Consider the following 20,125-nt stretch of genomic DNA (forward strand, 5'->3'; position numbering starts at 1 on the left):
CGGACTTCTGGGGCGGCGCGGAACGTGCCCTCTCCATCGTCCACCTGATCACCGTGATCGGGAATCCGTTCCGCCGGACTGACTGTCATCACGGTTCGCGATAGCGTCGCCGTATGTACGACCCGGCGCAGCTGCGCACCTTCCTGGCCGTGGCGCAGACTCTGAGCTTCACCCAGGCCGCCCGCCGCCTGGGCCTGCGGCAGTCGACGGTCAGCCAGCACGTACGGCGCCTGGAGGCGGCGACCGGGCGGCTGCTGTTCACCCGCGACACCCACAGCGTGGAACTCACCGACGACGGCGAGGCGATGCTCGGCTTCGCGCGCACGATCCTCGGTGCGCACGAGCGGGCCGCGGAGTTCTTCGCCGGCACCCGGCTGCGCGGGCGGCTGCGCTTCGGGGCCTCGGAGGACTTCGTGCTCACCCGGCTGCCGGAGATCCTCAAGTCCTTCCGGCACGCGCACCCCGAGGTCGATCTGGAACTGACCGTGGAGCTGTCCGGCACTCTGCACCGGCGCCTCGCCGACGGCCAGCTCGATCTGGTGCTCGCGAAGCGCCGCCCCGAGGACGTGCCGGGCGATCCGTCGTCCGTGGTCTGGCGGGACGAGCTGGTGTGGATCGGCGCCGCGGGCCTGCGTCTCGACCCTGCCCGTCCGGTGCCGCTGATCGTCTATCCGCCCCCGGGCATCACCCGCGCCCGGGCGCTCGACGTCCTGGAGCGGGACGGCCGGTCCTGGCACATCGCCTGCACCAGCGGCAGCCTGAACGGCCTGCTCGCCGCGGCCCGCGCCGGGCTCGGCGTGATGGCCCACACCCGCGGCCTCGTCCCGCCGGGCCTCGAGCGGATCAGGTCGGGACTGCCGGAGCTCGGGGACGTGGACTTCGTGCTGCTGTACGGTCGGGGCGGCCGGGACCGCGCCGGGGACGCGGCCCGGGCCCTGGCCCGGTCGATCCTCGCGGGCGGTGACCGGCTGCACCGGGGCAGGCCCTGAACGGTCGAAAGACGCAGCCGACGCGTCGGGTCCGTGACCGAGGCGTACAAATTCGGTGGAGATTACGGCAGCGGAACTTACCGGGTGGTCAGGACTCTGCCCCGGCCTCCACCCTTGTGGCCGGATTTCGGCTGCTGACCTGTGACGATTACCGCGTGTCCGACCCCGGACACCCCCTCCCGCCCGCCTGCCGCCGTGGGGTACGGTCACGGCGCTGTGCGAGGCGCAGCAGTGCGAGGCGCACCCAGGGCCCGTCTCAGGAGAACCATTGCGCGAGTTCACCTCCCCACCCCTGACCTCGGCGCCGCCGGTAGGCGGGCTCGCCGATGTCGTGTTCGACCATGCCGAGGACGATCCGACGCGGACCGTGCTCGGCCGCAAGGTGGACGGTCAGTGGCGGGATGTCGATGCCGCCGGGTTCCGCGACGAGATCGTGGCGCTCGCCAAGGGCCTGCTCGCCGGCGGGGTGCGATTCGGCGACCGGGTCGCGATCATGTCCCGTACCCGCTACGAGTGGACGCTCTTCGACTTCGCCCTGTGGACGATCGGCGCGCAGGTGGTGCCGCTGTATCCGACGTCGTCGGCCGAGCAGGTCTTCTGGATGCTGCACGACGCGCAGGTGTCCTCCTGCATCGTGGAGCACGAGGACCATGCGATGACGATCGGCTCGGTGATCGACCGGCTGCCGTATCTGGAGCGTCTGTGGCAGATGGATGCCGGGGCGGTCGGTGAACTCACGGCGGCGGGCGCGCACATCGGCGACGACGTGGTGCAGCGCCACCGGCGCGCCGTGATGCCGGACTCGGTCGCCACGGTCATCTACACCTCGGGCACCACGGGCCGCCCGAAGGGCTGTGTGATCTCGCACGCCAACTTCATGTACGAGTCCGACACCGTGGTGGGGCGCTGGGAGGAGGTCTTCCACTCCAAGCGCGGGGACGAGGCGGCCACCCTGCTCTTCCTGCCGCTGGCCCATGTGTTCGGCCGCATGGTGCAGGTCGCGGCGATCCGCGGCTGGGTGAAGCTCGGGCATCAGCCGGATCTGAGCGCCTCGGCGCTGATGCCGGATCTGCAGCTGCTCCGGCCCACGTTCATCCTGGCCGTCCCGTACATCTTCGAGAAGATCTTCAACGGGGCGCGGCGCAAGGCCGAGTCCGAGGGACGTCTCGGTGCGTTCGACAAGGCCGTCGAGGTGGCGGTGAAGTACGCGGATGCGCTCGAGCACAAGGCCTTCGGCACCGGGCCCGGCCCGTCGGCCGGTCTGCGCATGCAGCACCAGCTCTTCGACAAGCTGGTGTACTCCAAGATCCGGGACGCGATGGGCGGCCGCGTACGGCATGCGATGTCGGGCGGCTCGGGCATGGACCGCCGGCTCGGCCTGTTCTTCGCGGGCGCCGGCGTGATCATCTACGAGGGGTACGGACTCACCGAGACGACCGCGGCCGCGACCGCCAACCCGCCGGAGCGCACCCGCTTCGGCACGGTCGGGCAGGCGATCCCCGGCAGCACGATCCACATCGCGGACGACGGCGAGGTGTGGGTGTACGGACGCCATGTGTTCCAGGGGTATCTGGGCGATCCGAAGGCCACCGACGCCACCCTGAACGAGGGCTGGCTGGCCACCGGGGACCTGGGGCACCTCGACGACGACGGCTATCTGACGATCACCGGGCGCAAGAAGGAGATCCTGGTGACCTCGGGCGGCAAGAGCGTCTCGCCGTCCCAGCTGGAGGAGCGGGTGCGCGACCACCCGTTGGTGGCCCAGTGCATCGTCGTCGGCAACGACCGCCCGTACATCGCCGCCCTGGTCACCCTGGACGCGGAGGCCATAGACCACTGGCTGAACATGCGGGGCAAACCCAAGCTCACGCCGGCCGAGCTGGTCCGTGACCACGATCTGGAGACCGAGGTGCGCCGGGCCGTGGTGGCGGCCAACACCCTGGTCTCGCAGGCCGAGTCCATCCGTACGTTCCGGATACTGGCGCACCAGTTCTCCGAGGAGCACGGGCTGCTCACGCCGTCCCTGAAGCTGAAGCGGAAGGCGATCGAGCAGGCGTACGCGACCGAGGTCGAGGCCCTGTACCACGCCTGAGCCCAGCGGGCGTCGACGCCGCCGTACGCCCCATCGCCCTCCCCGTCCGGTGGATCTGGGCGACGACCGGGCGATGGGTGTGGCCATGGTCGTCCTGGTCACGGCCGCGGTGGCGGCACTCAGCGCGCTGCGCGCCTCGCCCTCGGGACGGGCGATGCTGGCGGTGCGCTCGGCGCCGGCCGCCGCGCTGGCCTCCGGCGTTTCGGTGGTCCGTACGAAGCTGCTGCTCTTCACGCTCTCCGCGGGGCTCGCGGGCTTCGGCGGGGTGATGTACGCGTCGTACAACACCCGCGTCACGGCTACCGACTTCACTGCGATGACCGGACTGATCTGGCTGGCCGTGGTGGTGGCGGCCGGGGTGCGCCGGCCGCAGTTCGCCGTGGTCGCAGGGCTGGTCTTCGCCCTCGTACCGCATGTGCTCGCCGACTACGTGACGGAGTCCGCGCATCTGCCGGTGATCCTCTTCGGCCTGGCCGGACTCGCGCTCGCCAACGACCCGGACGGCTACTGTGCGGCGCTGCCCACACGGTTGCACCGGCGGCGGGCGGCAAGGGCGGGGGCGGCGCGTGCGGATGCGCCCCCGGTCGAGCGAGCCGTACCGTCGCCGCGCCCCGCGCCCGAGGCCCCCGACTCGGGTCCGCCGGCGCTCGAACTGCGCGGCGTGCACGCCGGATACGACGGCGCATCCGTACTCCACGGAGTGGACCTGGCCGTGCACGGCGGCGAGATCCTGGCGCTGCTCGGGCCCAACGGGGCCGGGAAGTCCACGACTTGCCGAGTGGCGGCCGGCCTCCTGTCGTCGTCGTCCGGACGGGTGTACGTCGCCGGGCGGGACGCCACCGACGGCGGGCCGGTCGCCAGGTCACGGGCCGGCGTGCTGCTCGCTCCCGAGGGGCGCGGCATCTTCCCGGCCCTGTCGATCGAGGAGAACCTGACCCTGCACCTGCCGGACCGTGCGGATCGGGATGCGGTGTACGGGCGCTTCGCCGGCCTCGCCGATCGCCGCGGGGTCGCCGCCGGCTCGCTGTCCGGTGGTGAACAGCAGCTGCTGGCGCTCGCGCCGCTGCTGCAGAAGCCACCGCAGGTGCTCATCGCCGACGAGCCGTCGCTCGGCCTCGCGCCGCGGGTGGTGGACGAGGTGTTCACGCTGCTCCGGGAACTGCGCGCGGCCGGGACGGCACTGCTGCTCGTCGAGGAGAAGGCCGCGGAGATCCTGGGCGTGGCGGACACGGTGGCCTATCTGTCGCAGGGCCGCGTCTCATGGTGCGGCCCACGCGCGGAGGTCCGCACGGAACGCCTCACGGAGGCGTATCTCGGCATCGCGGGCGGGGCGGCGACGCCGGACGGGACGGCGGACAGCGGCGGCCGGGCGGGGGGCGGCGCTGCAGCGGAAGGGGTGGCGCGGGCGTGAGTGGGACGGCGGGTATGAGTGGGACGGGCGCGGGTGGCCCGCGCGAGGCGGGCGCAGACCACGTCGGCGTGGTCACCGGCAGCAGGCCGCCGGAAGGCGGTGGCGGTGCCGCCGGAAGGCACATCCTGCGGGCCGAGGGCGTAGGTGTGCGGTTCGGTGGTGTCCGTGCCCTGGACGGGGTGAGCCTCGGCGTCGGCGCAGGCGAGGTGTGCGGTCTGATCGGGCCGAACGGTGCCGGGAAGACCACACTCTTCGACGTACTGTCCGGCATCCGCAGGCCGGACGCGGGACGCATCGTCCTGGACGGCCGGGACGTCACGCACCGCTCCCCGGTGTGGCGCGCCCGGCACGGGATGCGCCGGACCTTCCAGCGTCAGCAGCTCTTCGGACAGCTCACGGTGGCCGACAATCTCGTCGTCGCCCAGGAGTGGCGGGGCGGCGGAGGCGGTTTCGCCGCGGACCTGCTCGCCTCGCCCACCCGTCGCGCCGGGGAGCGTGCCCGGCGGGCGCGGGCGGCCGATGTGCTGGAGCTCTGCGGGCTCGGCGAGCACGCCGACGCGTACGCGGGAGCGCTGCCGGTGGGCCGGGCCCGGATGGTGGAGCTGGCCCGCGCCGTGGCCGATCCGCCACGGGTGCTGCTCCTGGACGAACCGGCCTCCGGGATGACCGAGGAAGAACGCTCGCGGCTCGCCGCGGTGGTGCGGCGCCTCGCGGACGAGGAGGGGTGCGCCGTCCTGCTTGTGGAGCACAACGTCGCGTTCGTGATGGAGCTGTGCTCGCGGGTGGTCGTACTCGATCTGGGATCGGTCCTCGCACAGGGCTCCGCCGCCGAGGTACGGGCGGATGCGCAGGTGCGGGACGCGTATCTCGGCACGGCCGCGAGCTGAGCAGGGTCCCGGGGCGGAACTCCTCCGGCGGACCCACACACAACTGTCACCGGTCCCGGGAATGCTGGAGAGCCGATGATCGTTGGAACTTGGCACAACTCCCCACCACGTAAGGATCAAGAGTCCGTGAGCAAGGTCCCCACCATCACTCTCAACAACGGCGTCCGCATGCCGCAGCTCGGCTTCGGCGTCTGGCAGGTGCCGGACGACGAGGCGGAGAAGGCGGTCGGCAGCGCGCTCGGGGCCGGTTACCGCAGCATCGACACTGCGGCCGTGTACGGCAACGAGGCGGGGACGGGCCGCGCCATCGCCGCATCGGGCATCGCCCGCGAGGAGCTCTTCGTCACCACCAAGCTGTGGAACTCCGACCACGGGTACGACGCCACCCTGCGCGCCTTCGACGCCTCCCTCGACAAGCTCGGCCTCGACCATGTCGACCTGTACCTGATCCACTGGCCGGTGCCGGCCCGTGACACCTACGTCGAGACGTACAAGGCCTTCGAGAAGCTGCTCGAGGACGGCCGCACCAGGGCCATCGGTGTCTCCAACTTCCTTCCCGCGCACCTCGACCGGCTGCTCGGCGAGACGTCCGTGGTGCCGGCGGTGAACCAGATCGAGCTGCACCCGCAGCTGCAGCAGGCGGAGTCGCGCGCCGTCCACGCGGCACACGGGATCGCGACCGAGGCCTGGTCGCCGCTCGGCCAGGGCAAGGGCCTCCTGGAGGTGCCGACCATCGCGGCCGTCGCCCGCAAGCACGACAGGACGCCGGCCCAGATCGTGCTGCGCTGGCACCTTCAGCTGGGGAATGTGGTGATCCCCAAGTCCGTGACCCCGTCCCGCATCGAGGAGAACATCGACGTCTTCGACTTCGAGCTGGACGACGAGGACCTCGGCGCGATCGCGGCCCTCGACGAGGGCCGCCGCCTGGGCTCCGACCCGGCGGAGATGAACGTGGTCTGAGGCCACAACTCCGGCCACCCGCCGGGCAGTACACGGCAGCACACCTGAGGAGGAGCTCGGCTACGGCCGGGCTCCTTCGTGCGGGGTCGGGTGGGCGTTGGTGGTAGTGCTCTTGGTGGCCGGTGCCGGGTCCGGTGCCGGGGACTCGGGTTGCCGGGGTGCCTCGCTCAGCTGGGCGGACTGATCCTGCTGTACGGACTGGTTCTGCTGAGCGGACTGGTTCTGCTGGGCGCGCTCCAGGAAGCGCAACAGCTCGACGGGGAACGGCAGCACCAGCGTCGAGTTCTTCTCGGCCGCCACGGCCACCACCGTCTGCAACAGCCTCAGCTGCAGCGCCGCCGGCTCGTCCGACATCTCGTGCGCCGCCTCGGCCAGCTTCTTCGACGCCTGCAGCTCCGCGTCCGCGTTGATCACCCGGGCGCGGCGTTCACGGTCCGCCTCCGCCTGACGCGCCATGGACCGCTTCATGGTCTCCGGCAGCGAGACGTCCTTGATCTCGACCCGGTCGATGGACACGCCCCATTCCACCGCCGGGCTGTCGATCATCAATTCCAGGCCCTGATTCAATTTCTCGCGATTCGAAAGGAGATCGTCCAGCTCGCTCTTTCCGATGATGGAACGCAGCGAAGTCTGTGCCATCTGGGAAACCGCGAAACGGTAGTCCTCCACGCGGACGATCGCGTCCTCCGGATCGACGACCTTGAAATACACGACGGCGTCGACCCGCACGGTGACGTTGTCGCGGGTGATTCCTTCCTGCGCGGGGACCGGCAGAGTCACGATCTGCAGATTCACTTTCCGCATGCGGTCGATTGCGGGGATCACCAGGGTGAAACCCGGTCCACGGGCCTGGCCGTGGATACGGCCGAGACGGAATACGAGGCCCCGTTCGTACTGCTTGACGACTCGGGCGGCGGCGGCGACGTACACGACCGCGGCTGATGCGGTTGCGGCGCCGGCGATGGCGAGTTCCTCGATCATCACGGCCCCCTTCCGGACCGGAGCGTATTACCACCATAGGCGGACTTCCGCTTTTGAGAAGCGCCCGCGCACCGCCGGCCCGTACGGCACCGGATTCGGTCCGTCTGCGGGTCCCCCGCCTCGAACTCCCCCGGTCCTCGTCCGGATCCCCGGACGGGCTGAATCAGTCGGAGGAGCCCGGCAGGGCGGCGAAGTGCACCGTCTGCGCATCCAGGACGAAGACGTCCGGACGCTGGTGGAGGCTCTCCGGATCCGCCGGATCGAGCAGCCGATCCAGCGTGCGCCGGTCCTCGGACGTCAGGCCGTCCAGAAGGCCGTCCCGCATGCGCGAGACCGTCGCCACGACATGCTCCCGCCCCGTTTCGGACAGCGGCGCGGGCAGATCCAGCAGATACGTACGGGACACCACATGCCGCAGCCCCGCCCCGGCGAGCAGCGCGGACCAGTCCTCCGGCTCCTCCTTCGCCCCCGGCAGCCCCGCCCGCATCTCCGCGAACCACTCCGCATGCAGTGCATCGATCCGCGCCTCGAGCCCGGGCCGGCCGATCCCGAACTGGCGTGGCAGATACCGCGCCGGCAGCCCGCCCTCGAGCAGGACGAGCACACCGCCGGGCGCCATCCGCCGCGCGAACTCACCCAGCGCGGCGCCCTGATCGCCGATGTGGTGCAGCGCCTGCCCGAGCCATACGAGGTCGAGGTCGGCCAAGTCACCCAGGCCGTCGGGAAGTTCGGCCTGCAGAGTGGCCACCCTGTCGCCCATGCCGATCCGTTCGGCCCGTTCCCGCGCTCGCCGCAGCAGTTCGGGCGCCTCGTCGACGGCGGTCACCGCGGCGTCGGGGAAGGACTCGGCGAGCAGTGCGGAGATCACCCCTGGGCCGCTGCCGGCGTCGAGCATGCGCCGGGGAGCGGCGGCCATCTCCCGCACGTCGTCGATGATCTGCCGGTAGAGCGGCAGATACAGCTCTCCGCGGCGCTCCAGGGTGTCCCCCATCGCGCCCCAGTCGAGATCCGCCCCACCGTGCCCGTGCGCATGTCCCTGCGCCTGCGCCTGCGCATGTCCCTGCCCGTGCCCGTGATGACCGCCCATGACCCGCCGCCCTCTGCCTTCCGTCGTATCGCCGGCTACGGCTCCACCCTCGGCCGCCTCCAGCACGGGAGCAACCCGCCTTGCCGATACCGCAAAAGGCCGCTCGCGCGGCTCAGTCCGCCCCGTGCGCCGCCGCGAGCAGCTGGATCCGGGCCGCCAGCGTGAAGTCCTTGGCGGTCACGGCACCGCCCGCACTGTGCGTGTTCACGGCGATGCCGACCGTGTTGTAGCCGAGCGTCAGATCGGAGTGGTGGTCGAGCTCGTCCTGCACCTGGGCGATGTGCATGGCGAGGGCGGCCGCCGCGAAGTGCGAGCTCACCCGGTACGTACGCACCAGGCGGTCGTCCTCGTGGCTCCAGCCCGGAAGTTCGGTGAGGCGGGTGGCGATGTCCTGCTGCGACAGCGGTGCGTCCGGCATGACCGCGCTCCTTCGATGCGTGGTACGGGTGGGACTCGCCCCCTGCTTCAAGCCTGCCACGCGAAACGGCCGGACGCCCACCGATCGGCTACCGTCTCCCCATGACAACTGGCGCGCCCGGCAAGGGAGTAGGCCCGCTCCTGCGGGGCTGGCGGGAGCAGCGCCGGATCAGCCAGCTGGACCTGGCGCTGCGCGCGGACTCCTCGGCCCGCCACATCAGTTTCGTGGAGACGGGCCGGTCGCGCCCGAGCGAGGAGTTCCTGCTCCGCCTCGCCGAGCACCTCGACGTACCCGTACGGGAGCAGAATGCGCTGCTGCTCGCCGCGGGGTACGCGCCCAGGTTCCCCGAGACCCCGCTGGACGACCCCGCCCTCGGCACGTTCCGGGAGGCGGTCGAGCAGCTGCTGCAGGGGTACGAGCCGTATCCGGCGCTGGTGGTGGACGCCACGTACCAGGTGGTGTCGGCGAACCGGGCGATCATGCTCCTGCTCGACGGGCTGCCCGGCCATCTCCTCGAGCCCCCGATCAACGCCATGCGGCTGACCCTGCACCCGGAGGGGCTCGCCCCGCGCATCCGCAATCTGGCCGAGTGGCGGGGGCATCTGCTGCATCAGATGGACCGGCAGATCGCCCTGCAGCGCTCCGACGCCCTGCGGGCGCTGTACGAGGAGGTCGCCGCGTACCCGGTGGACGATCCGGGGAGTACGGCGAGCGATGAGCGTACGGGTCCCGGTTCTGCGCCGTACTTCGCGCTGCCGCTGCGTATCGAGCACAACGGGCAGCTGCTGTCCTTCGTGTCGTCGATCTCCACGTTCAACACACCGATGGATGTGACGGTCGCCGAGCTGGCCATCGAGACGCTGCTCCCGGCCGACCCGGCGACGGTCAAGTACCTGAACGCGCTGGCGGGTTGAGCCCGGTGCGCGATCGCAGGCTCAGGGCCTGAGAGCACGGCTCAGGCCCTCAGAGCACGCTGGGCGGTGTGCTGCAGAGCCGCGAACCCTGCCACCACCAGCGCCTGCAGCGGGATCCACACGGCGCCGGCGGTGGACGGCGAGAGCCAGGCGAAGAGCGCGACGAGGCTGAGCGCCGACCAGGCGAGATTGGCCTCGACGACCGCCCGGACGGCGAGGGCGGGCGGTTCGGCCCGCCGGGCGATCAGGCCGACGGCCACCGCATACGCGACCAGGCCGGCGCCGAGCGGGAGCAGCAGCCCGGAGTCCACGCCGAGCAGGCGGCCGAGCGGTCCGGACAGGGCGAGATAGGCCAGTCCGTTGGCGGAGGTCACCAGGGCGTCCGCGGCGAGGAAGCGGCGCAGCGCGGTCCGCGGCTCGGGGGTGCGGGCGATTGCGGCGAGTTGATACGTCGACATGGTGACCTCCGTGGTGGATGGGTGCACGGACAGGTGGTGGGCCGGACACCGGGGCGGAGTGCGCCGTCCCGGGGCCCGGTGCCTCTCACGATGCCGGGGCCGGCGAGGTCGGTCGATTACGTCGGAGGTAAGGGCGCCGGCGCGGTGGAGCAGGCTCCACCCAGGGGACGGGTGTCTGCGCCCTCGTGATCGATTCCGCGGATTCCTAGCGTGAGGAGCAGGAAGTCCTCGGCCCCCTGGGCGGGTCCGGGCGGTTCTCGGCCACCTGGTGCGGGGGCGAATCGAAGGGGCGTGAAGATGTTCTGGCGTCGTGGTGGTACTCGGGTCGTGGGCGGCGGTGGCCCTGCCGGGACGGTGCAGGCCGAGCCGGCCCCTGCCCTGGCCCTGGACGGGGTGAGCCGCGCCTACCGAGGCGGGGTGACCGCGCTCGACGCGGTGAGCCTGCGGGTGCCGGCGGGCCGGATGGTGGCCGTGCTCGGCCGTTCCGGTTCGGGCAAGTCGACGCTGCTTCAGTGCGCGGCGGGACTCGACCGGCCGACCGCCGGGACGGTGCGGATCGGTGGGACGAGTCTCACGGGGCTCGGCGAGGCGGCACTCACGCGGCTGCGCCGCGACCGGGTCGGTTTCGTCTTCCAGTCCTTGAATCTGGTGCCGTCGCTGAGCGTCCTGGAGAACGCCGCGCTGCCGCTGCTCCTTGCGGGCGGCCCGGGGCGTACGCGCCGGCCGGCCGGGACGCAGCAGGAGGAGGCCGGGCGGGCGCGGGCCGCACTCGACGCCGTGGGTCTGGCGGACCGCGCGGACGACCGCCCGGACCTGCTCTCGGGCGGCCAGCAGCAGCGGGTTGCGGTGGCCCGAGCGCTGGTCACCGATCCCGACGTGGTCTTCGCCGACGAGCCCACGGGCGCCCTCGACCCGGTGACCGCGGCCGAGGTGCTTGCCCTGCTGCGCCGGGCCGCGGACGCCGGACGCACGGTGCTGATGGTCACGCACGATCCGGTGGCGGCGGCCTGGGCGGACGAGGCGGTGTTCCTGCACGGAGGGTGCCTCGCGGCCCGGATGGGCACGCCCGATGCGGGCGAAGTGCGGCGCCTGCTGCACGAGTTGGGCCGCCGATGAGTGCCGCACCGGGGGTGGCACTCATCGCCGCGCGTTGGCGTCGTACGCACCGCAGGGCGTGGGCCGCGGTGGTCGCGTCGCTCGCGCTCGCCTCGCTGCTGCTCGGCACGTTCGCGCTGGTCGTCGGAGCGACAGCGCTCGGTCACGCGCGCGTGGAGCGGTATGCGGCCGCCGACGCGGTGGTGGCCGCCGACCAGACGACGCGCTATCGGGCGAAGCCGTGGGGCAGCGATCCCGAGACGGCCGAGGCCGCGCTGACCGAGCGGATCGGGGTGCCGTGGCGCACGGTCGGCCTGCTCACGCAGGTGGCAGGGGTGCGGGCGGCGGTTCCCGACAGCACCTTCCCGGTGACGGGCGGCGACGGGGAGCGGGCCCTGACCGGCGGTTCCTGGGACGCTGCGCGCCTCGCCCCGTACGAACTGCGCTCGGGCCGGGGTCCGCGCGCGGCGGGAGAGGTGGTGGTGTCACAGGGCCAGGGGGCGTCACCCGGCGACCGGATGCGGGTGCGGTCCGGCGGGGTGGCCCGTACGTACACCGTGGTGGGCGTGGCCGAGGGCACGGACGCCGTGCATTTCGCCGCGGGCGAGGCGCGGCGGCTGTCCGGGCATCCGGACACCGCGGACGCCATCGGTCTGGTGGCCGAACCGGGCCTGGGCGCGGGCGAGTTGCACTCGCGGGTGCGGGACGCCCTGGACCGTGCGGAGACGCGGGACGCCCGCGCGGAGGTGCGGGCTGCCGACGACAGCTCCTCGCTGCGGGTGTTCACGGGTGACGGGCGGGGCGCGGCCGAGCAGTTGGCGGCGGCGCCCGCGCGGTCCGCACTCCTGGAGATGTGCGGGGCCGTCTCGGGAACGGTGGTCCTGATCGCGGTCCTGGTGACGGTCTCGCTCGTCGGGCAGGCGCTGCGCCAGCGCGCGGGCGAGTTGGCGCTGCTGCGGGCGGTGGGCGCGTCCCCGCGTCAGCTGCGGGCGGCCGTGGGCCGGGAGGTGCTGCGGATCTCGGTGTGGCCGGCGCTGCTGGGCGCAGCCACGTCGGTGCCGGCCTGTTTCGGTCTGCTCGGGCTGCTGCGCTCGGGCGGCGCGCTCCCCGCAGGATTCCAACCGGCCACGCCCGGCTGGCTGTTCACCGGGGTCCTGGTCACGGCCGGTCTGACCGTGGGCATCGCCCGGCTCACCGCGTTCCTCGGCTGCGGGCCCATCGCCCGGGCCCGTCCGGCGGAGGCGCTGGGGGCCACGGCGGTCGAGCCGACCCGTGAGCGGCCGGCCCGGCGGATCGCCGGCCTGGTGCTCCTCGGACTCGGTGTCAGTGCGGCCGGCACCGCGACTCTGGGGAGCGGCTCGGTGGCGGCGGCCGCGGCCAGTACGGCGGCGTTGACGATGGTCGTCGGCTGCGCCGTGCTCGGCCCGTGGATCGCGCGCGGGGCGACGCGGGTGGTGGCGGTACCACTGCGGCGCTTCGGCGGTCCTGCGGGGCGGCTCGCGGCGGCGGAGTGCGCGGCGGGAGCGCGGCGCCTCGGTGCGGCGATCACGCCCGTCGTCCTGGTCACCGCGTTCGTCCTGGTGCAGCTGTCGGCGGGCGCGACGATGAGACGGGCCGGCGACGAGCAGGCGGTGGCCGCGCTGCGCGCCGAGCTGGCCGTGACGGCCACGGGCGACGGTCTGCCGTCCGGTGCGCTCGACCGGGTCCGCCGGACACCGGGGGTCGCCGCCGTGAACGACGTACTGCGCAGCACGGTGGTCCTGGCGGACCGCGAGGCGGGCTCACCGCGCCTCGAACGCCTGCCGGCCCTCGGGGTCACCCCGAACTCGCTGCGCCGGACCCTGGATCCGGGCGTCGTCGAGGGCTCGCTGTCGCAGCTCGGTGCGGGCACGGTGTCGGTGGGCCAGGACCGCGCCCGGTCCATGGGTCTGTATCCCGGCGACCGGGTCCGTATCCGCTTCGGTGACGGCACGGAGCGCTCACTGCGCGTCGTGGCGGTGCACGAACGCGCCCTGGCCCTGGGCGACTTCCTGTTCTCCCGCGGCACTCTCGCGCCGCACACGAGCCGGCCGCAGAGCACGGAGGCGCTCATCGCGGTCACCCGCGGCAGCGACCCCGCCGCGGTGCGGGCGCACATCGGCGAGCACCTGGGTCCGTCCCTCGACCACACCGGCGCCGTGACCCTGCGTCAGAATCCGGATCCGATCAGGCTCGTGGTGGACGACGAGCGTCCGGCCGAGATTCTCGGCGGTGTCGCGGTCGCGGCGATCGGCGCGTTCACGGTGATCGCCGTACTGAGCACCCTGACGCTGATCGGCATCGGACGGCGGCCCGCACTGCGTCTGCTGCGCCTCGTCGGCGCGGGGCGCGCCCAGCTGCGCGGGATGCTGCGCGCCGAGGCCGCCTTGATCGCCGCGACAGGGCTGTTGGTGGGTGCGGGGGTGGCGGCCGTACCACTGCTGGCATTCAGCTTCGCCACGGCGCGGGTACTGCCGTATCTGCCGCTGCTGCAGGGGGTGTTGATCGTGGGAGTGGTCGCGGTGACCGCACTCGTGGGCACGCTGGCCCCGGCCCGCGGGGCGCTGCGCTGAGCGGCCGGCCGGCCGAGTACCACGGTATCCGCCGCTGCCGCGAGCAGCGCAGGCCGGCCGGCGGTCTCAGGCGTTGAGGTACGCGAGTACCGCCCGTACTCGGCGGTGCCCGCTGTCGCTGGGCGGCAGTTCCAGCTTGGTGAAGACATTGCCGATGTGCTTGTGCACCGAACGTTCCGTGATGACGAGGGAGTTGGCGATCGTCGCGTTGTCGTGCCCCTCGGCCATCAGCTGCAGCACCTCGCGCTCGCGCGGGGTGAGGGTGGCGAGCGGGTCGTCGCGGCGCCGGCGCGACATCAGCTCGGTGACCACCTCGGGGTCGAGCGCGGTGCCGCCCTCGGCCACCCGGCCGAGCGCATCGAGGAACTCGTCGACCCGCCCGACCCGGTCCTTGAGCAGATAGCCGACCCCGCGCGCACCGCCGCCGAGCAGTTCGGCCGCGTAGGTCTCCTCGACGTACTGGGAGAGCACGAGCACCGGAAGCCCCGGCAGCTGCACGCGCGCTTCGAGGGCGGCCCTGAGTCCCTCGTCCCGGAAGCCCGGCGGCATCCGTACGTCCAGGACCGCGGCGTCCGGGCGCTGCTCGACCAGGAGGGGCAGGATCTCCGGGCCGGTGGCCGCGACTCCCGCCACCTCGTGGCCGCTGGAGCGCAGCAGCAGGACCAGGCCCTCCCGGAGCAGGGCATTGTCCTCGGCGATCACCACGCGCACGGCAACTCCACTTCGATCTCGGTAGGTCCCCCGTCGGGGCTGGTCACCCGCACGGTGCCGTCCAGCGCTGCGACCCGGCGGCGGATGCCGAACAGGCCGGTGCCGAGGGGGTGTTCGGGCCCCGCACCGAGGGCACCTGCGCCTCTCCCGAGCGCTGCCTCCGCGCCCCCGCGCCCCTCGTCGCGCACCCGGACCCGCAGCAGCCGAGGCGTGCGGTCGAGGGTGACCGTGGCCCGTTCGGCGCCGCTGTGCTTGGCCGCATTGGTGAGGGCCTCCGCCACGGCGAAGTACGCGGCGGCCTCCACTGCGGCGGGTGCGCGCGGCCCGTCGGTGTCGCCTTCGGCGGTGACGACCTCCACGTCGAGCCCGCTGCTCGCGGCGAGCGCCCGTACCGCACCGTCCAGGCCCCGGTCGGTGAGCACCGGCGGGTGGATGCCGCGCACCACGTGCCGCAGCTCGGCGAGGGCCTCCTCGGCCTGGTCCTGTGCCTCGTCGAGCAGGGCGCGGGCGGCCACCGGGTCGGCGTCGTAGGCGCGTTTGGCGAGGCCGATCCGCATCGAGAGGGAGACCAGGCGGGCCTGTGCGCCGTCGTGCAGATCGCGCTCGATGCGGCGCAGCTCGGCGCCGTGCGCGGCCACCGCGCCGGCCCTGGTCTCGGCGAGCTCCTCGACCCGGCGGGCCAGGCCCGCGCTGTCCGAAGGGGTCAGCAGAGCCCGCGCCCAGACGCATTCGAGGTCGGCGAGGAAGTCGAGCACCGGCAGGGCGACCGGCCGCCGCCGGCACAGTCCGCACCAGACGGCGTCGACGAGCAGAGCGGGCACCCAGACGATCAGGGCGATGTAGAACAGCAGGAGCCCGTAGACGAGTTGGGCCACCACCCAGCGCAGATCGCGGTACGTGCTGGGGTCGGTGGTGGCGTTCCGCAGCCGTTCGGCGAGCGGTCCGGTGAGCGGCGGATACGAGTCGGGGACCGGGACTCCGGTGCGGGCGGCCACCCGCCGGCGCTCGAAGCCGGCGAAGCGGCGTACGGTCATCACGGTCTCCGGCAGCATCCCGGCACCGACCACCAGGGCGGTCGCCGCGAGGCCGACGAGGACGATCCCGAGCAGCACGTAGCAGGCGCAGCCGAGTCCGAAGCCGACGGCGAGATGCCGCGTCGCCCGCCCGGCCCTGCGTACCGCCTCGTCCATGCGCTCAGCGTATGTGACCTGACCTGGTCAGCGGGGTGGAGCGGGCTACACCATCGGTCGACGGGTCTGTGCCCTGCCGGGGGCCGGTGCTCGTCGCTCAGGATGGAGACATCAGGACGCGCCGCGTCGGCCGCGCGTCGCCGCTCACCTCACGGGAGTTCGCCATGAAGGCCCTGCTCTGGTTCGTGCTCGTCTGCTCGCTGCTCTTCAACGTGTTCACGAGCATCCTGTTCTCCGGGGCGACCCAGGTGGCGCTCAGCGTGGTGTCCGGAGTCATCGTCCTCGGCTCGGGGTTCGCGCTGTGGATGCTGCGTGACCGGGACCCGCAGCACACCTGAGCCGTACACCCCTCCCCCCGCACCGGCGCCGCGCGCAACCCGTACGGCCCCCACGGAGAGGTGGCTCCCCCGTCGCGCGCCTAACTTCGGGTCTTAGGTCGTATCCGGGAAGTCCTGCACGGCGCACACGGCGCCCGGCACGCACTCTCGCCGCACCGGCCGAAAGCCCAAGTACATCCAGTACGAGGACTTCCGGCCGGCACGCCGAGAGCACGCACCGGACACCGCGAGCACCGCACAGGACTTCCCGGATACGACCAACGTGCCCACGCGCAGACCCGAGGGAGCCGTCCGGTGACCGACCACTCGACCGACCCCGTCACCGAACCCGGCGCGGCGCTGCTGCGCGCCGGCAGGTTCTTCCGCCGGGGCACCGCCGCACCGGACATGCACAGTGTGCAGATCGAGGGCGGCCGGGCGGCGGACGCCTTCTACCGCGACCGGTGGAGCCACGACAAGGTCGTCAACTCCACGCACGGGGTGAACTGCACGGGCTCCTGCCGCTGGAAGGTGTACGTCAAGGACGGCATCATCACCTGGGAGACCCAGCAGACGGACTATCCCTCGGTGGGCCCGGACCGCCCCGAGTACGAGCCGCGCGGCTGCCCGCGCGGCGCCGCCTTCTCCTGGTACACCTACTCGCCGACCCGGGTGCGCTACCCGTACATCAGGGGCGTGCTGCTCGACATGTACCGGGAGGCGAAGCGGCGGCTCGGTGATCCGGTGCTCGCCTGGGCGGACATCCAGGACGACCCGGAGCGCCGGCGCCGCTATCAGCAGGCCCGCGGCAAGGGCGGTCTGGTGCGCGCGACCTGGGACGAGGCGCAGGAGATCGTCGCCGCGGCGCATGTGCACACCATCAAGAAGTACGGCCCGGACCGGGTCGCCGGCTTCTCCCCGATCCCCGCGATGTCGATGGTGTCGCATGCGGCGGGCGCGCGGTTCATGAGTCTGATCGGCGCCCCGATGCTGTCGTTCTACGACTGGTACGCGGATCTGCCGGTCGCCTCTCCGCAGGTGTTCGGCGACCAGACCGATGTGCCGGAGTCCGGTGACTGGTGGGACGCGGCGTATCTGATGATGTGGGGCTCCAATGTGCCGGTGACCCGGACCCCGGACGCGCACTGGATGGCGGAGGCCCGCTACCGCGGCCAGAAGGTCGTGGTGGTGGCCCCGGACTATGCCGACAACGCGAAGTTCGCGGACGAGTGGCTGCATCCGCACCCCGGCACGGACGGCGCCCTTGCCATCGCGATGGGGCATGTGATCCTGCGCGAGTTCTTCGTGGAGAAACAGTCCGCGTTCTTCTCGGACTACGTACGGAAGTTCACCGACCTGCCGTTCCTGGTGACCCTCACCCGCCGTGACGGTGCCTGGGTGCCGCACAAGTTCCTGCGGGCGAGCGATGTCGGGGACACCTCCGAGGGCGCCGAGTGGAAGACCGTGGTGCTCGACGACGTGACGGGCGAGCCGGTGGTGCCGGGCGGCTCCCTCGGCTTCCGCTGGACCGAGTCGGGCAAGGGCAAGTGGAATCTGGACCTGGGTGAGATCGAGCCGCGCCTTTCGCTGCAGGGCAGCGACGTGGCCGCCGGGGTGGAGGTGCTGCTTCCGCGGTTCGACACCGAGGGAGGTGAGCACGGGCAGGGACGTGGCGAGGTGCTGCGCCGCGGGGTGCCGGCCACCCGGCTCGGCGGCCAGGACGGGCCGCTTGTGACCACGGTCTTCGACCTGCTGCTCGCCCAGTACGGGGTGGGCCGCGACGGTCTGCCGGGTGACTGGCCGTCGTCGTACGAGGATGTCGACGCGCCGGGGACGCCGGGCTGGCAGGAGGCGCTGACCTCGGTGCCGGCCGCGGCGGCGGTCCGTATCGCCCGGGAGTTCGCGGACACCGCGGAGCGGTCCGAGGGCCGCTGCATGATCCTGATGGGCGCGGGCACCAACCACTGGTTCCACTCCGAGACCATCTACCGTGCCTTCCTCGCGCTGCTGCAGCTGACCGGCTGCCAGGGGCGCAACGGCGGCGGCTGGGCGCACTACGTCGGCCAGGAGAAGTGCCGCCCCTCGACCGGCTGGGCCACCCTCGCCGGTGCGGGCGACTGGAGCCGGCCGCCGCGGCAGATGATCGGCGCCGCGTACTGGTTCCTCAACACCGACCAGTGGCGCTACGACCGGTTCGGCGCCGATGTGCTCGCCTCGCCGCTCGGTGAGGGCCGCTTCGACGGGATGACGGGGGCCGACTGCCTCGCCCAGTCGGCGCGCGCGGGCTGGATGCCCTCGTATCCGACCTTCGACCGCAATCCGCTCGATCTCGCCGACAGTGCGGACCCGGTCGCGGACGCGGTGGCCGGGCTCAAGGCGGGCAGCCTGAAGTTCGCCTGCGAGGACCCGGACGCGCCGGAGAACTGGCCGCGGGTGCTGACCCTGTGGCGGGCCAATCTGCTCGGTTCGTCGGCGAAGGGCGCCGAGTACTTCACCCGCCATCTCCTCGGCACCCACTCGTCGTTGAACGCGACGGAGGCGTCCGAGGACGAACGGCCGCGGGATGTGACGTGGCACGAGGAGGCACCGGAGGGAAAGCTCGATCTGCTGCTTTCGCTCGACTTCCGGCAGACCTCCTCCACTCTGCTCTCGGACGTGGTGCTGCCCGCGGCGACCTGGTACGAGAAGCACGACCTGTCGTCGACCGACATGCACCCGTACGTCCACTCGTTCACCCCTGCCGTGGACCCGCCCTGGCAGGCGCGCACCGACTTCGACACCTTCCACGGGCTTGCGCAGCGGCTCAGTGAACTCGCCGCAGGCCACTTGGACGTACGCAAGGACCTGGTGGCCACCGCCCTGCAGCACGACACCCCGGGCGAGACGGCGCAGCCCGGCGGGGTGTGCCTGGACTGGCGGCGCGGGGACTGCGAGCCGGTGCCGGGCCGGACGATGCCCCAACTGACCGTGGTGGAGCGGGACTACACGGCGATCGGTGCGAAGTTCGCCTCGCTCGGTCCGCTCGCCGACAAGCTGGGTCTGCCGGTGAAGGGCATCGCCTTCCGGCCCGACGAGGAGATCGCGGACCTGGCCAGGCGCAACGGCACGGCGCACGGTGGTCCGGCCGACGGGCGCCCGCTCCTGGACACGGCGGTGAAGGCCGCGAACACCATCCTGGCGCTGTCCGGCACCACCAACGGGCGGCTCGCCACCCAGGGCTTCCACACTCTGGAGGAGCGCACCGGCCAGGAGATGGCGCATCTGGCCGCGGAGGCCGAGGGCAAGCGCATCACGTATGCGGACACGCAGGCCGCGCCGGTCCCGGTGATCACCTCGCCGGAGTGGTCGGGCAGCGAGTCGGGCGGGCGCCGCTACACGGCGTTCACCCTCAACACCGAGCATCTCAAGCCCTGGCACACCCTCACCGGACGCCAGCACTTCTTCCTCGACCACGACTGGATCCACGAGCTGGGCGAAGCACTGCCGGTGTACCGGCCGCCGCTCGACATGCACCGCCTCTTCAACGAACCGGTCCTCGGGCCTGACGGCGAGAAGGAGGTGACGGTCCGTTACCTCACCCCGCACAACAAGTGGTCGATCCACTCGGAGTACCAGGACAACCTCTTCATGCTGTCCCTGTCCCGCGGCGGCCAGTGCATCTGGATGTCCCCGCAGGACGCCGAGTCCATCGGGGTGAAGGACAACGACTGGATCGAGGCGGTCAACCGCAACGGTGTGGTGGTGGCCCGCGCCATCGTCTCGCACCGCATGCCGGCCGGCACGGTCTATATGCACCACGCACAGGAACGCACGGTCAATGTGCCGAAGGCCGAGACCACCGGCCGCCGCGGCGGCATCCACAACTCCCTCACCCGGGTCCTGATGAAGCCCAGCCATCTCATCGGCGGCTACGCCCAACTCTCCTGGGCCTTCAACTACTTGGGCCCGACCGGCAATCAGCGCGACGAGGTGACGGTCATCCGCAGACGTTCCCAGACAGTGTCCTACTAGAGCGGGGAGCAGC

Annotated in this window: 16 protein-coding genes; 10 read left to right on the top strand and 6 right to left on the bottom strand. The window is 72.2% G+C overall.

Annotated elements, in window-relative coordinates; translation table 11 throughout:
* Positions 1-113: 113 nt before the first annotated feature.
* The 5 genes from DY218_RS15335 (at position 114) to DY218_RS15355 (ending at position 6,339) form a co-directional block, all read left to right on the top strand.
* On the top strand, positions 114-989 hold the full coding sequence (locus tag DY218_RS15335; RefSeq protein ID WP_128556581.1) for a LysR substrate-binding domain-containing protein: 876 nt from the start codon (positions 114-116) through the stop codon (positions 987-989).
* A 268-nt stretch (positions 990-1,257) separates the two neighbouring features.
* Positions 1,258-3,081: an AMP-dependent synthetase/ligase gene (locus tag DY218_RS15340; RefSeq protein ID WP_128556582.1), complete on the top strand. Its 1,824-nt coding sequence runs from the start codon at positions 1,258-1,260 to the stop codon at positions 3,079-3,081.
* 49 nt (positions 3,082-3,130) lie between these two features.
* Positions 3,131-4,492 (top strand): ATP-binding cassette domain-containing protein, encoded by a 1,362-nt coding sequence (locus DY218_RS15345; RefSeq protein WP_233521612.1) that lies wholly within the window; start codon positions 3,131-3,133, stop codon positions 4,490-4,492.
* A gap of 14 nt (positions 4,493-4,506) precedes the next feature.
* The gene (locus DY218_RS15350; RefSeq protein WP_128556583.1) at positions 4,507-5,379 is read left to right on the top strand and encodes an ABC transporter ATP-binding protein; all 873 of its coding nucleotides are present in this window, start codon (positions 4,507-4,509) and stop codon (positions 5,377-5,379) included.
* A 126-nt stretch (positions 5,380-5,505) separates the two neighbouring features.
* Entirely contained in the window at positions 5,506-6,339 is an 834-nt protein-coding gene (locus DY218_RS15355) for an aldo/keto reductase (RefSeq protein ID WP_128556584.1), read from the top strand.
* A gap of 60 nt (positions 6,340-6,399) precedes the next feature.
* Here the strand turns inward: DY218_RS15355 and DY218_RS15360 are convergent, their stop codons facing one another.
* The 3 genes from DY218_RS15360 to DY218_RS15370 form a co-directional block, all read right to left on the bottom strand.
* A complete protein-coding gene (locus DY218_RS15360) occupies positions 6,400-7,320 on the bottom strand; it encodes a slipin family protein (RefSeq protein WP_128556585.1) in 921 nt (306 codons plus the stop codon).
* A gap of 163 nt (positions 7,321-7,483) precedes the next feature.
* Positions 7,484-8,407: a class I SAM-dependent methyltransferase gene (locus tag DY218_RS15365; protein WP_128556586.1), complete on the bottom strand. Its 924-nt coding sequence runs from the start codon at positions 8,405-8,407 to the stop codon at positions 7,484-7,486.
* 112 nt (positions 8,408-8,519) lie between these two features.
* The gene (locus DY218_RS15370; RefSeq protein ID WP_128556587.1) at positions 8,520-8,825 is read right to left on the bottom strand and encodes a 4a-hydroxytetrahydrobiopterin dehydratase; all 306 of its coding nucleotides are present in this window, start codon (positions 8,823-8,825) and stop codon (positions 8,520-8,522) included.
* A 101-nt stretch (positions 8,826-8,926) separates the two neighbouring features.
* Between DY218_RS15370 and DY218_RS15375 the strand changes: the two genes are divergently transcribed.
* Positions 8,927-9,739: a helix-turn-helix domain-containing protein gene (locus DY218_RS15375; RefSeq protein WP_128556588.1), complete on the top strand. Its 813-nt coding sequence runs from the start codon at positions 8,927-8,929 to the stop codon at positions 9,737-9,739.
* Between the two features lie 41 nt (positions 9,740-9,780).
* Here DY218_RS15375 and DY218_RS15380 read toward each other — a convergent pair whose 3' ends face one another.
* The gene (locus DY218_RS15380; protein WP_128556589.1) at positions 9,781-10,197 is read right to left on the bottom strand and encodes a hypothetical protein; all 417 of its coding nucleotides are present in this window, start codon (positions 10,195-10,197) and stop codon (positions 9,781-9,783) included.
* Positions 10,198-10,494: 297 nt separating this feature from the next.
* On the opposite strand from DY218_RS15380, the gene DY218_RS15385 reads away from it, so the two are divergent.
* Together DY218_RS15385 and DY218_RS15390 are read left to right on the top strand one after the other, a co-directional pair.
* Positions 10,495-11,313: an ABC transporter ATP-binding protein gene (locus DY218_RS15385; RefSeq protein WP_128556590.1), complete on the top strand. Its 819-nt coding sequence runs from the start codon at positions 10,495-10,497 to the stop codon at positions 11,311-11,313.
* Positions 11,310-13,883: an ABC transporter permease gene (locus DY218_RS15390; protein ID WP_128556591.1), complete on the top strand. Its 2,574-nt coding sequence runs from the start codon at positions 11,310-11,312 to the stop codon at positions 13,881-13,883. The genes DY218_RS15385 and DY218_RS15390 overlap by 4 nt, the downstream gene beginning before the upstream one ends.
* Before the next feature lie 66 nt (positions 13,884-13,949).
* Here the strand turns inward: DY218_RS15390 and DY218_RS15395 are convergent, their stop codons facing one another.
* Together DY218_RS15395 and DY218_RS15400 are read right to left on the bottom strand one after the other, a co-directional pair.
* Positions 13,950-14,594: a LuxR C-terminal-related transcriptional regulator gene (locus tag DY218_RS15395; RefSeq protein ID WP_128556592.1), complete on the bottom strand. Its 645-nt coding sequence runs from the start codon at positions 14,592-14,594 to the stop codon at positions 13,950-13,952.
* Positions 14,582-15,784, bottom strand: coding sequence for a sensor histidine kinase (locus DY218_RS15400; RefSeq protein WP_128556593.1), 1,203 nt, complete (start codon positions 15,782-15,784; stop codon positions 14,582-14,584). The genes DY218_RS15395 and DY218_RS15400 overlap by 13 nt, the downstream gene beginning before the upstream one ends.
* 164 nt (positions 15,785-15,948) lie before the next feature.
* Here DY218_RS15400 and DY218_RS34560 point away from each other — a divergent pair, with 164 nt between their 5' ends.
* Both DY218_RS34560 and DY218_RS15410 read left to right on the top strand, forming a co-directional pair.
* Positions 15,949-16,122 carry a hypothetical protein gene (locus DY218_RS34560; RefSeq protein WP_199566743.1) on the top strand — a complete coding sequence of 58 codons (174 nt, stop codon included), beginning with the start codon at positions 15,949-15,951 and terminating at the stop codon, positions 16,120-16,122.
* Positions 16,123-16,416: 294 nt separating this feature from the next.
* On the top strand, positions 16,417-20,112 hold the full coding sequence (locus tag DY218_RS15410) for a nitrate reductase subunit alpha (RefSeq protein WP_128556594.1): 3,696 nt from the start codon (positions 16,417-16,419) through the stop codon (positions 20,110-20,112).
* Positions 20,113-20,125 lie beyond the last annotated feature (13 nt).

The sequence above is a fragment of the Streptomyces triticagri genome (assembly GCF_003429565.1).
Lineage (GTDB): Bacteria > Actinomycetota > Actinomycetes > Streptomycetales > Streptomycetaceae > Streptomyces > Streptomyces triticagri.

What these genes read in the sequence shown, in the direction of transcription:
- DY218_RS15400 (WP_128556593.1), bottom strand. Translation starts at nt 15,784, where the DNA reads ATGGACGAGGCGGTACGCAGGGCCGGGCGGGCGACGCGGCATCTCGCC.
- DY218_RS15385 (WP_128556590.1), top strand. Translation starts at nt 10,495, where the DNA reads ATGTTCTGGCGTCGTGGTGGTACTCGGGTCGTGGGCGGCGGTGGCCCT.
- DY218_RS15360 (WP_128556585.1), bottom strand. Translation starts at nt 7,320, where the DNA reads ATGATCGAGGAACTCGCCATCGCCGGCGCCGCAACCGCATCAGCCGCG.
- DY218_RS15335 (WP_128556581.1), top strand. Translation starts at nt 114, where the DNA reads ATGTACGACCCGGCGCAGCTGCGCACCTTCCTGGCCGTGGCGCAGACT.
- DY218_RS15375 (WP_128556588.1), top strand. Translation starts at nt 8,927, where the DNA reads ATGACAACTGGCGCGCCCGGCAAGGGAGTAGGCCCGCTCCTGCGGGGC.
- DY218_RS15365 (WP_128556586.1), bottom strand. Translation starts at nt 8,407, where the DNA reads ATGGGCGGTCATCACGGGCACGGGCAGGGACATGCGCAGGCGCAGGCG.
- DY218_RS15370 (WP_128556587.1), bottom strand. Translation starts at nt 8,825, where the DNA reads ATGCCGGACGCACCGCTGTCGCAGCAGGACATCGCCACCCGCCTCACC.
- DY218_RS34560 (WP_199566743.1), top strand. Translation starts at nt 15,949, where the DNA reads ATGAAGGCCCTGCTCTGGTTCGTGCTCGTCTGCTCGCTGCTCTTCAAC.
- DY218_RS15350 (WP_128556583.1), top strand. Translation starts at nt 4,507, where the DNA reads ATGAGTGGGACGGGCGCGGGTGGCCCGCGCGAGGCGGGCGCAGACCAC.
- DY218_RS15380 (WP_128556589.1), bottom strand. Translation starts at nt 10,197, where the DNA reads ATGTCGACGTATCAACTCGCCGCAATCGCCCGCACCCCCGAGCCGCGG.
- DY218_RS15390 (WP_128556591.1), top strand. Translation starts at nt 11,310, where the DNA reads ATGAGTGCCGCACCGGGGGTGGCACTCATCGCCGCGCGTTGGCGTCGT.